The 13228-nt window shown below is 70.9% G+C and carries 13 protein-coding genes; 5 read left to right on the top strand and 8 right to left on the bottom strand.

The annotated features are described in order from the left end of the window. Both ACGFX4_RS24860 and ACGFX4_RS24855 read left to right on the top strand, forming a co-directional pair. Positions 1-1056: acyl-CoA carboxylase subunit beta (locus ACGFX4_RS24860; RefSeq protein WP_393078331.1), on the top strand; the 1056-nt coding region annotated here is incomplete at its 5' end. Positions 1057-1114: 58 nt separating this feature from the next. Beyond that, positions 1115-1321 carry an acyl-CoA carboxylase epsilon subunit gene (locus tag ACGFX4_RS24855; RefSeq protein ID WP_393078329.1) on the top strand — a complete coding sequence of 69 codons (207 nt, stop codon included), beginning with the start codon at positions 1115-1117 and terminating at the stop codon, positions 1319-1321. Between the two features lie 63 nt (positions 1322-1384). Here ACGFX4_RS24855 and ACGFX4_RS24850 read toward each other — a convergent pair whose 3' ends face one another. From ACGFX4_RS24850 to hemL, 7 genes are all read right to left on the bottom strand, one after another. Then, a complete protein-coding gene (locus ACGFX4_RS24850; protein WP_345697667.1) occupies positions 1385-1771 on the bottom strand; it encodes a hypothetical protein in 387 nt (128 codons plus the stop codon). A gap of 95 nt (positions 1772-1866) precedes the next feature. Then, complete coding sequence (gene ccsB / locus ACGFX4_RS24845) at positions 1867-2988, bottom strand: c-type cytochrome biogenesis protein CcsB (protein ID WP_393078325.1); 1122 nt, start codon at positions 2986-2988, stop codon at positions 1867-1869. Positions 2989-2991: 3 nt separating this feature from the next. Next, a complete protein-coding gene (locus tag ACGFX4_RS24840) occupies positions 2992-4743 on the bottom strand; it encodes a cytochrome c biogenesis protein ResB (protein WP_393078322.1) in 1752 nt (583 codons plus the stop codon). 2 nt (positions 4744-4745) lie between these two features. Beyond that, positions 4746-5522, bottom strand: coding sequence for a cytochrome c biogenesis protein CcdA (locus tag ACGFX4_RS24835; protein ID WP_345697670.1), 777 nt, complete (start codon positions 5520-5522; stop codon positions 4746-4748). Continuing rightward, a complete protein-coding gene (locus ACGFX4_RS24830; protein WP_345697671.1) occupies positions 5519-6121 on the bottom strand; it encodes a TlpA disulfide reductase family protein in 603 nt (200 codons plus the stop codon). The genes ACGFX4_RS24835 and ACGFX4_RS24830 overlap by 4 nt, the downstream gene beginning before the upstream one ends. A gap of 128 nt (positions 6122-6249) precedes the next feature. After that, complete coding sequence (locus ACGFX4_RS24825; RefSeq protein ID WP_393078347.1) at positions 6250-6900, bottom strand: histidine phosphatase family protein; 651 nt, start codon at positions 6898-6900, stop codon at positions 6250-6252. A 68-nt stretch (positions 6901-6968) separates the two neighbouring features. Then, entirely contained in the window at positions 6969-8288 is a 1320-nt protein-coding gene (gene hemL / locus ACGFX4_RS24820; protein ID WP_393078345.1) for a glutamate-1-semialdehyde 2,1-aminomutase, read from the bottom strand. Positions 8289-8684: 396 nt separating this feature from the next. Between hemL and ACGFX4_RS24815 the strand changes: the two genes are divergently transcribed. Then, positions 8685-9173 (top strand): hypothetical protein, encoded by a 489-nt coding sequence (locus ACGFX4_RS24815; RefSeq protein ID WP_345697673.1) that lies wholly within the window; start codon positions 8685-8687, stop codon positions 9171-9173. 66 nt (positions 9174-9239) lie between these two features. On the opposite strand, the gene ACGFX4_RS24810 is transcribed toward ACGFX4_RS24815, so the two are convergent. After that, positions 9240-10553, bottom strand: coding sequence for a tyrosine-type recombinase/integrase (locus ACGFX4_RS24810; RefSeq protein WP_393078317.1), 1314 nt, complete (start codon positions 10551-10553; stop codon positions 9240-9242). A 587-nt stretch (positions 10554-11140) separates the two neighbouring features. Between ACGFX4_RS24810 and ACGFX4_RS24805 the strand changes: the two genes are divergently transcribed. Next, on the top strand, positions 11141-11353 hold the full coding sequence (locus ACGFX4_RS24805; RefSeq protein ID WP_393078314.1) for a helix-turn-helix transcriptional regulator: 213 nt from the start codon (positions 11141-11143) through the stop codon (positions 11351-11353). Between the two features lie 74 nt (positions 11354-11427). After that, positions 11428-12666, top strand: a complete 1239-nt coding sequence (locus tag ACGFX4_RS24800) for a DUF3631 domain-containing protein (RefSeq protein ID WP_393078343.1) — start codon at positions 11428-11430, stop codon at positions 12664-12666. Positions 12667-13228: the final 562 nt, after the last annotated feature.

Raw genomic sequence — 13228 nt, 5'->3', positions numbered from 1 at the left:
CTCGGCCCCTGCGCCGGCGGCGCCGCCTACAGCCCCGCGCTGACCGACTTCGTCTTCATGGTCCGCGAGACCTCGCAGATGTTCATCACCGGCCCGGACGTCGTCCAGGCCGTCACCGGCGAGAAGATCACCCAGAACGGCCTCGGCGGCGCCGACGTCCACTCCAGCGTCTCGGGCGTCTCGCACTTCGTCTACGACGACGAGCAGTCCTGCATCGAAGAGGTGCGCTACCTGCTCTCGCTGCTGCCGCAGAACAACCGCGAGATGCCGCCGGTGCAGCCGAACGACGACCCGGTGGAGCGGCGCAACGAGTCGCTGCTCGACCTCGTCCCGGCCGACGGCAACCGCCCGTACGACATGCGCAAGGTCATCGAGGAGATCGTCGACCACGGCGAGTACCTGGAGGTCCACGAGCGCTGGGCCACCAACGTGATCTGCGCGCTGGCCCGGGTCGACGGCCACGTCGTCGGCATCATCGCCAACCAGCCGCAGTCGCTGGCCGGCGTGCTCGACATCAACGCCAGCGAGAAGTCCGCGCGCTTCGTGCAGATGTGCGACGCGTTCAACATCCCGCTGGTCACCATGCTGGACGTGCCGGGCTTCCTCCCCGGCGTCGACCAGGAGCACGACGGCATCATCCGGCACGGCGCCAAGCTGCTCTACGCGTACTGCAACGCCACCGTCCCGCGGATCCAGCTGATCCTGCGCAAGGCCTACGGCGGCGCGTACATCGTGATGGACTCCCGCTCCATCGGCGCGGACCTGTCCTTCGCCTGGCCCACCAACGAGATCGCCGTGATGGGCGCCGAGGGTGCCGCCAACGTGATCTTCCGCCGCGACATCGCCGGGGCCGAGGACCCCGAGGCGATGCGGGCGCAGAAGATCAAGGAGTACAAGAGCGAGCTCATGCACCCGTACTACGCGGCCGAGCGCGGCCTGGTCGACGACGTGATCGACCCCGCCGAGACCCGCGCGGTGCTGGCCTCCTCGCTGGCGATGCTCCGCACCAAGCACGCCGACCTGCCGAGCCGCAAGCACGGCAACCCCCCGATGTAACGCCCCTGTCGGCGCATCGGAACCCGGAAGACTTCTAGCCGCGAAAGAATCAGGAATCATGAGCGAACCTCTTGTCCGCATCGTCCGCGGCTCGCTGAACGACGAGGAGCTGGCCGCGCTCACCGCGGTGCTCGCCGCCCGCGCCGCCGCCCACCAGGCCGCCGCCGCGGCCGCCACCGCGGTGGTCGAGCCGATCGCCAACTGGCAGCGCCTGGAGCGCCGCACGGCCTACTACTCGCCGGTCAGCTGGCAGCAGGCCGCGTAGCGCAGGCACACGAAAGGGGCGCGAGGAACCGAGCGGTTCCTCGCGCCCCTGCGCTTCTCGCCCCTAGGCGGCGACGAGTGCGGCCGGCCTTCCGGCGTGCATGGTGGAGAGGTTGGCCGCCAGGCGCTGCGGGTCCTGGGCCAGCCAGAGCCTGAGGGCGGCTCCGAGCATGGCGCAGGACGAGCCGAGCCGGACGCCGGTGGACTGGGCGACCCGGGCGGTGGCGAGCACCAGCAGGTCGGCCAGGGCGGCCGGCAGCCAGACGGTGAGCGCGCACGGCGCCGGGACGGCCACCGCGGCGAGCAGCCGGTGGGCGTCGGCGGGGCAGTGCAGGGCCGGCAGGACGTCGAGCAGGCCGTCGGCGACCACCTCCGAGACGTCGCTGTGGTGGCCCTGGGCGAGATGCCGGAGCAGTGTTCTCTCCGCGGCGGTGATTCGGACGGTCAGCATGACCTCGTCGCACTCCAATGTGCGGCCCTCCTCGCGGCTGGTTCGGATTCTGCAAGGGAGACGACGCGACGCCCCCCGGTGTGACACGGCCCCGGTCAGACGCCGGCGTACGAGTGCTTGCCGGTGACGAAGATGTTGACGCCGTAGTAGTTGAAGAGCCAGCAGGCGAAGGCCAGCAGGGCCAGGTAGGCGGCCTTGCGGCCGCGCCAGCCGGCGGTGGCGCGGGCGTGCAGGTAGCAGGCGTAGGCGACCCAGGTGATGAAGGACCAGGTCTCCTTGGGGTCCCACTCCCAGTACTTGCCCCAGGCGGCCTCGGCCCAGATGGCGCCCGCGATGATGGTGAAGGTCCACAGCGGGAAGACCAGGGCGTTGATCCGGTAGGAGAGCTTGTCGAGCGTGGCGGAGGCCGGGAGGCGGCCCCAGACGGAGCCGGCCCGCGGGGTGGCGCCGGCGGCCAGGCGCCGCTCGTAGGAGTCCTTGCCGAGGTAGAGCACGGTGGCCACGGCCGCCGCGTAGAACGCGCCGCCGCACATGATGGCGGTGGAGACGTGGATCGCCAGCCAGTACGAGTGCAGGGCGGGGACGAGCTGCTCGGACTCGGTGTAGAGCACGGTGACCGCGATGCCGAGGGTGAGCAGCGCGGCGATCACCACCGGCAGGCCGAGCCAGCGGACGTTCTTCTTCGCGGCCATCAGGCCGAGGTACGCGGTGATCATCATCAGCGCGAAGGCGCAGGAGAACTCGTACATGTTGCCCCACGGCCAGCGCATGACCGACAGGCCGCGGGTGAGCACGCCACCGGCGTGCAGCAGGGCGCCGAGGACGGTGAGCGAGACGGCGATCCGGCCCGCCAGGTCGCCCTTCTCGCTGCCGCCGGCGGCGCCGGGGCCGTCCACCGGGACGCCGTCGCCGCGGCCGCTGGTGACCGTGGTGGCGCCGGCGTCGGCGAGGGCGGTGCGGGTGAGCGTGGTGGTGCCGCCGCCGGAGGACGCGACGGTGACGGTGACCTTGCGGACGCCCTTGGCGGAGTCGTCCGCGGCGGCGACGGTCTCGGCCAGCGAGGACTGCTCGGCGGAGCGGACCGCGACCGCGCCCTTGGCGCCGAACGTCCACTCGAAGAGGTGGGCGAACATGGCCAGGGTGTACACGGCCATCGCCGAGTAGATCAGCTTGTTGGAGAGGTCGGCCAGCTGCGGGTCGACCGAGGCGAGATGCACCGTCTACTCCTTGGAGTCCGGGTCGGCGGGGGTAACCGGGTCTGAGGGCCCGTCGGAGAGCTCGGTGTCGGGCTCGGTGTCGGGCTCGGTGTCGGGCCCGTCGGAGGGCTCGGTGTCGGGCTCGGGTGCGTCGATCGCCGGGGCGTCGTCCTGGAGCTCGACGGCGAGGTCGGCGAGCTCCTCGGCGGTCTTCGCGGACTCGCTGCGGGCCAGGCCGGCCACCTCGACGAGGGTGCGGCCGTCCGGTCCGGCGGTGGCGCGGACCCAGATCCGGCGGCGCTGGACGAACAGCGAGCCGATCAGGCCGAGGATGGCGGCGACGGCGCCGGCCAGCGCGACCGCGTTGCCGGGGCGGTGGGAGACGTTGAAGCTGGCCCACTGCTGGTAGCCGTCGAAGGTGATCGTCCCGTAGCCGTCCGGGAGGGTCCAGCCCTGGCCAGCCTTGAGGCGGGCGCGGGCGATGGTGCCGTCCTGCTGGAGCTGGGTCATCGCCTTGGTGTCGAGCTGGTACACGTTCTGCGGCACGCCGGCGTCCGAGCGCAGGTCGCCCGCGTACGCGGTGAGCACCAGCATCGGGTCGGCGGCGCCCGGGAACATCGAGATCGGGCCGGTCTTCTCGAAGGACTCCGGCGCGGTCGGCAGGAAGTACCCGCTGAAGCCGAGCTGGGTCTTCTTGCCGTTGGCGTCCTGGCCGTAGTCGTTGACCTTGATGACGCCGGTGGAGGTGAGGTTGCCGTCCTGCGGGAGGAAGGCCGTCGGGCCGCGGTAGACGATCTCGTTCTTGGCGTTGCGGACGGTGACCACCGGCGCGTAGCCGTGGCCGATCAGGAAGACCTTGGAGCTGCCGATCTCCAGCGGGTGGTTGACCGAGATGGTGGAGGTCTTCAGTTTGGTGGCGTCCGACCCCTCCCAGTACCGGATGTGCGCGGTGAACTCGCGGGCGCTGCCCGCCTGGTCGCCGCTGGTCTGGTACTTCGCGGTGAAGCCGTCCAGCTTGAAGCCGAAGGCGTCCAGGTCCTCGGCGGTGTAGAACGCCGAACCGGTGAAGTCGTCCAGCTGGGTGGTGGTGTTGGAGTAGCCCTGGCCCTCGACCACCAGCTTGCCGCCGGAGCCGCTGGCCAGGCTGGCCCAGGCGAAGCCGGCCAGCAGGGCGAACAGCGAGAGGTGGAAGGCCAGGTTGCCGACCTCGCGCAGGTAGCCCTTCTCGGAGGAGACCGCGCCGCCGCCCAGGTTGGCCCGGAAGCCGCGCTTCTTCAGCAGCCGGTACGCGGCGGCGTTGACCGCCTTCGGGTCGGCGCCGGTGTGCCAGGCGGCGTACACCGGCATCCGGGTCAGGACGCGCGGGGCGGCCGGCGGCTGGGCGCGCAGCACGCCGACGAACTGCCAGGTGCGCGGCACGATGCAGCCGGCCAGCGAGACGAACAGCAGGATGTAGATCGCGGAGAACCAGACCGAGCTGTAGACGTCGAACAGCTGGAGCTTCTCGTAGACCGGCGTGACGCCCTTGTGCGCCGCCTTCCACTGCTCGACCTTGAACGCGTTCTGCCCGGTCTGCGGGATCAGCGAGCCGGGGATGGCGGCGAGCGACAGCAGGAAGAGCAGGATCAGCGCGACCCGCATCGAGGTCAGCTGGCGCCACATCCACAGCACCCAGCCGCGGATCCCTATCCCGACGACCGGCCCGTCCGACTCCTCGGGGGCACTGGTCAGCCGCTCGGCGTCCGCCGTGTCGGGGCCGGTCTTGGTGTCGCTCACGGTCAGATTCCGATCGGGAAGTCGCTGGTGAGGTACTGGAGCTGGTTGACCATGGCGTCCCAGGCCCCGGTCACCAGCAGCAGGCCGACCGCGACGAGCATGCCGCCACCGATCCGCATGACCCACTGGTAGTGCTGCTTGATCCAGCCGAACGCGCCCAGCGCCTTGCGGAAGGCGAGCGCGGCCAGCACGAACGGTACGCCCAGGCCCAGGCAGTAGACGGCCATCAGCAGTGCGCCGCGCCCGGCGCTGGCCTGGGTGAAGGCCAGCGACTGGATCGCGCCCATGGTCGGGCCGATGCACGGCGTCCAGCCGAGGCCGAAGACCACGCCGAGCAGCGGCGCGCCGGCCAGGCCCACCGCGGGGCGGCGGTGGGTGCGCAGCTCGCGCATGGTGAAGCCGGGCAGCAGCCCCATGAAGGCCAGGCCCATGGCGACGGTCAGCACGCCCATGACGATGCTGATCGCCCGCTTGTGGTCCAGCAGGGTCTGCCCGAAGGAGCCGAACAGCGCGCCCATCGAGACGAAGACCGCCGCGAACCCGGCGATGAACAGCGCCGAGCCGAGCAGCATCCGGCCGCGCCGCCCGCCGCGGGCGTCCGCGAGGTCGGCGGCGGAGAAGCCGGTGACGTAGGAGAGGTAGCCGGGGACGAGCGGCAGCACGCAGGGCGAGAAGAAGGAGACCAGGCCGGCGGCGAGCGCGATCGGGAGGGCGAGCAGCAGCGCGCCGCTGCCGACCGTGTCGTTGTACCCGACGGCGGCCGCGAGGTCGGTGGTCACTTCGGCTCCGCCACGACCGGCTTGATCATCGACTCGAGGTCCTCGGCGGAGATCGCGTGCATCGAGCGGGCGGCCAGCCTGCCCTCGCGGTCGACCACGATGGTGGTGGGGATCGACTGGGGGTTGAGGCTGCCCTTGGGGAACTTCAGGATCTGGGTGCCGTCCGGGTCGTAGATGGACGGGTAGGTGATGCCGAAGTTCTTCTCGAAGCTCACCGCGTTGGCCGGGTCGGTGTCCCGGGTGTTGATGCCGAGGAACTGGACGCCCTGGTCGGCGTACTTCTGCGCGACCTCCTGCAGGCCCTTGGCCTCGGCCCGGCAGGGGTTGCACCAGGAGCCCCAGATGTTCAGCACCACGACCTTGCCCTTGTAGTCGGCGAGGGCGAGGGTGCCGGAGCCGTCCAGTCCGGTGCCGGAGATGTCCGGGGCGGGGGTGCGGTGGCCGGCGGCGGCGGTGTCGATGCCGCCCTTGCCGGTGATGAAGCCGGTCTGCCCGTCACCGCTCGTCGAACCGGAGCTCGAACAGCCGGCGAGGGCGAGGACACTGGCCGCGCCGAGGACGGCGGCGAGGCGGAGGCGGCGGTGGGTCGTCCCAGACATGTGAAAAGTTTCGCATGGGACTTCGGGCCGTTTGAGGGGGGTCCGGCCTTGCGTGTCGGACCCCCCATGACCTGCGGTTTTACCCCTTATGATCCACTTAGTCCGGGCATTTTGGACCGTGGTCGGGCTTACGCGCCGAAGCTCTTGGCGACCGGCGCGTCGCCCTTCTTCCCCTTGCCCACCAGGTGCGCCGGGAGCAGGTCGCGGGCCGGCTCGCGGTAGCCGACCGAGACGATCCGGTCGCCCTCGTACGTGAAGCTGGTCAGCGAGGCGAGCGAGCACTGCCGGCGGCGCGGGTCGTGCCACAGCCGGCGGCGCTCGGCGAAGGAGCGGACGATCCAGATCGGCAGCTGGTGGCTGACGCAGACCGCCTCGTGCCCGCGGGCGGCGTCCCGGGCGGCGGCCAGCGCGCCCATCATCCGCACCACCTGATCGATGTACGGCTCGCCCCAGGACGGCTTGAACGGGTTGGTCAGGTACTTCCAGTGGCTCGGGTTCTTCAGCGAACCGTCGCCGACGCCGAAGGTCTTGCCCTGGAAGATGTTGTCCGCCTCGATCAGCCGCTCGTCGACCGCGACCTCCAGGCCGTGCGCCTTGCCGATCGGCTCGGCGGTCTCCTGCGCCCGCTCCAGCGGCGAGGCCACCACGTAGGTGATGTCCCGGTCCGCCAGGTGCTCGGCCACCCGGTCGGCCATCTGCCGGCCCAGCTCCGACAGGTGGTAGCCGGGCAGCCGGCCGTACAGGATGCCCTCGGGGTTGTGCACCTCGCCGTGCCGCATCAGGTGGACGACGGTGGTGTCCTTGCTCACGTTCTCTCCTCGGTGGCGCCGTGCGTTCGGGGTACTGCTCAGGCGGTGGCTTCGGCGGCCGCGCGGGCGGCGGCCGGCAGCGCGGCGGCGATCCGCTCGATCGCCCGCTCGTCGTGGGCGGACGAGACGAACCAGGACTCGAACGCCGACGGCGGCAGGTAGACGCCCTGGCTCAGCATCGCGTGGAAGAAGGCGTTGAAGCGGAACGCCTCCTGGCGCTTGGCCGTGTCGTAGTCGGTCACCTGCTCGTCGGTGAAGAACACCGAGAACATGTTGCCCGCCTTCTGCAGCCGGTGGACCACGCCCTCCTTGGCCAGCGCGTCGGCGACCAGGCCGGAGACCTGCTCGGCGACCCGGTCCACCGTGGCGTACGCCTCGTCGGTGCAGTGCCGCAGCTGGGCCAGGCCCGCGGCGGTGGCGATCGGGTTACCGGAGAGGGTGCCCGCCTGGTAGACCGGGCCGGCCGGGGCCAGGTACGCCATCACGTCCGCGCGGCCGCCGAACGCCGCGGCCGGGAAGCCGCCGCCCATCACCTTGCCGAAGGTCAGCAGGTCCGGCGCCCAGCCCTCGTGGGCCGCCTCCAGGCCGTACCAGCCGGCCCGGGAGACGCGGAAGCCGGTCATCACCTCGTCCGAGACGAACAGCGCCCCGTCGGCCTTGCAGAGCTCCGCCAGGCCCTTGTTGAAGCCGGGCAGCGGCGGGACGACGCCCATGTTGCCCGGGGACGCCTCGGTGATCACGCAGGCGATCTCGCCCGGGTGCGCCTTGAAGGCCTGCTCGACGGCGGCCAGGTCGTTGTACGGCAGGACGATGGTGTCGCCCGCCTGGGCACCGGTGACGCCCGGGGTGTCGGGGAGGCCGAAGGTCGCGACGCCGGAACCGGCGGCGGCCAGCAGCGCGTCCACGTGACCGTGGTAACAGCCGGCGAACTTCACGATCTTGGCCCGGCCGGTGAAGCCGCGGGCCAACCGGATCGCCGACATGGTCGCCTCGGTGCCCGAGGACACCAGGCGCACCTGCTCGACCGGCGCGATCCGGGAGACGATCTCCTCGGCCAGCTCCACCTCGCCCTGGCCGGGCGTGCCGAAGGACGTGCCGCGCGACACCGCCTGCCGCACCGCCTCCACCACCGCCGGGTGCGCGTGGCCCAGGATCATCGGGCCCCAGGAGCAGACCAGGTCGACGTACTCGCGCCCGTCCGCGTCGGTCAGGTACGGGCCGGTGCCCGACACCATGAAGCGCGGGGTGCCGCCCACCGCGCGGAACGCGCGCACCGGCGAGTTCACGCCACCGGGGGTCACGACCGAGGCGCGCTCGAACAGCGACTGGGACTGGGGGGCTTCGTACGGGTAGCTCATCGGCACGCTCATCGGGCTCGCTCATCCGTGGGTCCGCGGGAGGGTTACCCGGACATGCTCTCAAATCGTGTCCTTGCGTTCTGCATGTCGGACCCGATCATCTGGAACGATGATCCGTGTGCTGGTGCCTTTACAGGCCGTGTCGAAGGTAGGGTCTGAGGTACGCCTGTCCTTACGGCGATGACTAGGACGGCGCAAGACGGGTAATGGGCACGTTCGGAGGACACCGAGCGTGCGGGGGTCTGTCGATTCCGGCGAATTCCGGTGAGGATGGTCCGAGTGTCCGAGGCGCAGGACGGTTTCGAGGAGGCCGCGGGTGGTTCCCGCAGGCCTGCCGGGGCCGCTGGCGGGGGTGCGGCGGGTGCGGGCAGGGGCAGGCGGGGAGGCGAGGGCAGAGTGGGGGTCACCTACAAGTACTTCGGCGCACCCGACCGGGCCACCGCCGCCAGAGTCCCCACCGCACTGGGCCCCGGCGGCCTGGGGCTGGACGCGGGCGAGCTCGGCGCGCTCGGCCGGCTCGGCGACCTCATGGAGACCAGCGGCTCGACCAACGGCCACCTCTCCACCAAGATCAAGCCGGAGACCATGAGCGCCATGGTCCTCACCGGCATCACCGGCGTGCCCCTGCACCAGGTGCCGCCGCTCGAACTGGTCGTGCTCCACCCCGACTACGCCGTCGTCCAGCTCCCGCACAACGTCGTCGAACCGCTCCGCAAGGCCGACGAGACCGAACTCGGCGCCGCCGCGTTCATCTGGTCCACCGTCCCCGACCGGCGCGGCCCGCGGGACGCCTTCGTGATCTACCAGATGCTCCACGAGTGGCAGGACTTCGCCAACCGCCTGCACGACGCCGGGCACCAGCTGTACTGCCTGGTCTGGCCCTGACCTGCGGCTCCACCCCTTTCTGATCTTCCTTTCGGGGCTACTCGGAGGACAGCCGGAAGGGGGTCGTCAGGCAACCAGGGCACATTGGGGGCACATCCCTCCGGAAGTGCCCTCACGGCCGGCTCCGCCAGGGTCGCTCTCGGTCTCAGCGAGGAGGAAGGCGTCGGTCGCGGAGCGGCTGCGACCCTCACTGCTCGGCATGAGGTGAGTGTAGGTCCGGAGCGTGAAGCCGGGGTCTGAGTGCCCCAGGTAGACCGCGAGGGCCTTGATGCTGGTGCCGCCTTCGAGCTGGGCAGAGGCATACGCATGGCGGAGTGCGTGCATCCCGTCGTCCGGAGCTGCCTCGAAGTACTGCGAGCCGGTCACGCGCGGCGGGATCACTCCGGCGTGCACCAGGGCGCGCTTCCAGGTGCCCTGGTTGAAGACGCTCCGGTTGTACGGCTTGCCCTTGGCGTCCACGAAGAGGAGCTTGAGCCGCTTCTGCTTGCCGTCGGGACGGTGCCAGGGCAGGACCACCGGAGTCGCCCCGAACTCGGCTATGTGCGCGCGGAGCGCCGCCGCCGTGGCCGGCGACATCGGCACGGAGCGGATCTTGTCCCCCTTCGGCAGGGCGAACACCAGCTTCGTGCCGACGATGCGGATCTGCTGGTTCACGTGCAGCCAACCGCCCTCGAAGTCGATGTCATCCTCGGTCAGGGCGAAGATCTCCCCTTGGCGGAGGCCGCAGCCCACGCCGACGGCGCCGCCCGCCCGGAAGCTCGCAGGGAGCCCGTCGAGGACGGCCAGCACCCGCTCACGGGTCCACGGCACGACGGGCTTCGGCGGGATCTTGGGCCATGTGACGGAGTTCGCCTTGCAGGGATTCCGCTTCAGAATCCCGGAGTCGACGGCGGCGTCGAAGATGCTGCTGAGGATGTCCCCGATGCCACCGATGGTCGACGCCTCCAGCGGAACGTCCTGCAACTCTTTGATCCAAGTCCGGACCGGCTCGGGGTCGTTGAACACCCGCATCTCGAAGTGGCCGAGCCGACCGACGATGTGGTTTCGGATCACGCCCCCGTACCGAACTTCGGTGGTCGGGCCAGCAGTGTTCGACTTGAACCACTTCTGCGCGTACACGCCGAGGGTGACCTTGGTCGCCGCCGGGTCGACGTACGTCCCGTCGTCGAGTGCGGTCTTGAGCTCTGCGATCCGGGTTTCGGCCTTCGACTTGAGCTCGAAGTCCTCCTTCTTCTGGCGGCCTTGGGGGTCGCGGTAGCGGACCTGCCAGCGCTTGCCCTTGCCGTGGTCGGCGGTGGGGTACTTGCCCTTGTGCTCGCGGCAAGGCTTGTCGGTGGGGCGGGGGTGGGATTTGTGCCAGGTGTCGTAGACGGTCGCCATTCGGCTCCTTTGCTCGGGGACATACGGAAGAACTGCCTATGGCCGGCAGCAGGGAGAGGGAAGGTGGGGGGTCTCGGCACCGGGGTGAGCCGCGAATGCAGAATGCTCCCGGAGGGAATCCCTCGGGGCGGGTGTTGGATGTTTATCGATGAGCGGACCGTTGTCAAGTCCGATCTCCCGGATGGGACATTCGTGTGCCGGATAGTGCTCGACAGTGTCGGATCATCCCGAGCCTGAGCGTGCGCGCGGGATGGAGCGTCGCCGGGCCCGGAAGCCGTTGCGCCACCCGGTCGGAGCGGCTTGCGAGGGCAGGTCGCGCCCGGGCCGACCTGCCTGGGGCGGCCAGGTCGGGAAGATCTTCTGGGCGAGTTGCCGCGAACTCCTTGGCGACTAAAGAGGGCGGTCCGTAGGGTTTTCCTCGGAGGCAGGCGCTCCTCGGCCCCGCGCTCCGCCCTACCGGTTCCGGACCGTTTTTGGCCCCGAGTCGCATTTCGCGGACACTCTCTCCGCACGGCCACCCGATACCCCTCCCCGAGGGTCTATTCGGCGTGCCCGAATTCCCTTGCCCCCTGCCCGTTGGAGCCCTCTTGTCGAAAACCTCTCGTGCCGCCGTCGATCGTCGTCCGCTGGCCACCGCGGAGGAGCTCGCCGCGTTCCTCGGCATCCCGCTGGGAACCGTGTACGCGTGGCGGCACCGTGGCCAGGGCCCGGCGGCGATCAAGGTCGGCCGGCACCTGCGCTACCGCTGGGCGGAGGTGGATGCCTGGCTGGACCGCCAGAGCGGCGACACGGCCGCGTGACCTTACCGCGCCCCCTCAGCCCGACCCCGCTTCCCCTTCCCGTTCCTGCCCACTACTGGCGGCGCGCACCACCCCTGTCGTGTGCCGCGGTCTGGAGGCCCACCATCACCACGCTGCCCACCCCTCCCGACCCTGCCGAGGAGACGTCGGCCACCGACACCCCTGAAGCGGATGTCCTTCGGGCCGTTGGCGCGCTGCCGGACGCGCCCGAGTCGTCGGGTGCCGCGCTGCTGGCCGAGCTGCGTGAGCACATCAGCCGGTACGCGATCCTGCCGTCCGTGGAGGCGTTGGACGCGGTCACACTGTGGGTCGCTGCGACGCACCTGCAGGTGGCGTGGCACAACGCTCCGCGGCTGGCGATCGTGGCCCCGGCCCGGCGGTGCGGCAAGTCTCGTCTCCTCGACATCCTGGTCGAGACCGTCCACGACCCGCTGATCACGATCAACACCAGCGCCTCGGCCATCTACCGCACGATCAGCGACCGGCCCAGGACCCTGCTGGTCGACGAGGTCGACACCATCTTCGGCAGCTCCCGGGCTGCCGAGACGAACGAGGGCCTGCGAGGCCTGCTGAACGCCGGCCACCAGCGCAACCGGCCGGTCACCCGCTCCGCGGGCAGCGGGCACCAGCCGCGCGACTTCGACACCTTCGCGATGGCCGCCCTCGCTGGGATCGGCGACCTGCCGGACACAGTCATGGACCGGTCGGTCGTGATCCGCATGCGCCGCCGCGCCGACGGAGAGGTCGTCGCGCCGCTGCGGGGCCGCCGCGACGGCGTCCTGCTCCGGGAGATCAGCGCCAAGCTCGCCCTGTGGGCCGCCCGCGTCCTGGACGAGGCCAAGGCCCTGCAGCCGGACATGCCGGTCGAAGACCGGGCAGCCGACACGTGGGAGCCCCTCGTCGCTGTCGCCGACCTCGCCGGCGGCTCCTGGCCGCGCCGAGCCCGCCTCGCGTGCGTGTGCATGGTCGCTGCGGAGGAGGAGGCCGAGGAGGACAGCTGCGGTTCGGCGCGGATCCTCGCCGACATCCGCCGGATCTTCGTCGCCCACGGAGACCCGGACACTCTGCCCACCACGGCGATCCTCGCGTCACTGAACGACGACCCCGAGGCGCCGTGGGCCGAGCACGGACGCGGCGGCCTGACCGCCCGCGGACTCGCCGGGCTGCTGAAGGACTACCGGATCTCCTCGGCCAACATCCGGATGCCCGACGGCACCCAGCGCAAGGGCTACACCTTCAACCGGTTCGCCGATCCCTGGCGCCGCTACTGCCCCCGGGTCCACCCGGTGCCCCCTCCCGGCCGAGCCGCCTGAGCCCACCCTCGGGGTGCGGTAGATGCCGTACCTGGCGTCGCATCCCCGCCGCCACGAACCCGCGGCCGAGACGGCAACGGACCGGCAGCCGTGACCCTGTGCACTGCCCACGAGACCCTCGCCGCAGACCAGGCTCGCCGGCCGGTACGCGACCAGGACGCTTGGCGCGACGGATCGCTGTCCCGCACAGGCCAGTCGCGGCAAGGGATCTCGGCGTGCAAGACGGAAGCGACGCACCGCAGCCCAGACCTGGGGACGGGCTATGACGATCACCTAGCGACTCGTCCGCACACCGGACGGGCGGGTCTGCGCGGACGGCGGACGGACGGCTCGGCAGAACCGGACGGACGAGTCGCGCGGACGGACGGGTCGGTGCGGACGGACGGCTCGGCTGGACCGGACGGGTCGCGCGGACGGCGGACGGACGGCTCGGCAGGACCGGACGGGACGCGCGGACGGCGGACGGACGGCTCGGCAGAACCGGACGGACGAGTCGCGCGGACGGACGGCTCGTGCGAAAGCGGACGGACGGGTCGGTGCGGACGGACGGGTCGCGCGGACG

Source organism: Kitasatospora sp. NPDC048365 (genome assembly GCF_043200835.1).
In the GTDB taxonomy this organism is placed as follows: Bacteria; Actinomycetota; Actinomycetes; order Streptomycetales; family Streptomycetaceae; genus Kitasatospora; species Kitasatospora terrestris.
This window is presented reverse-complemented; position numbering and strand designations above follow the sequence as displayed.

What these genes read in the sequence shown, in the direction of transcription:
- ACGFX4_RS24855 (WP_393078329.1), top strand. Translation starts at nt 1,115, where the DNA reads ATGAGCGAACCTCTTGTCCGCATCGTCCGCGGCTCGCTGAACGACGAG.
- ACGFX4_RS24830 (WP_345697671.1), bottom strand. Translation starts at nt 6,121, where the DNA reads ATGTCTGGGACGACCCACCGCCGCCTCCGCCTCGCCGCCGTCCTCGGC.
- ACGFX4_RS24825 (WP_393078347.1), bottom strand. Translation starts at nt 6,900, where the DNA reads ATGCGGCACGGCGAGGTGCACAACCCCGAGGGCATCCTGTACGGCCGG.
- ACGFX4_RS24850 (WP_345697667.1), bottom strand. Translation starts at nt 1,771, where the DNA reads ATGCTGACCGTCCGAATCACCGCCGCGGAGAGAACACTGCTCCGGCAT.
- hemL (WP_393078345.1), bottom strand. Translation starts at nt 8,288, where the DNA reads ATGAGCTACCCGTACGAAGCCCCCCAGTCCCAGTCGCTGTTCGAGCGC.
- ACGFX4_RS24810 (WP_393078317.1), bottom strand. Translation starts at nt 10,553, where the DNA reads ATGGCGACCGTCTACGACACCTGGCACAAATCCCACCCCCGCCCCACC.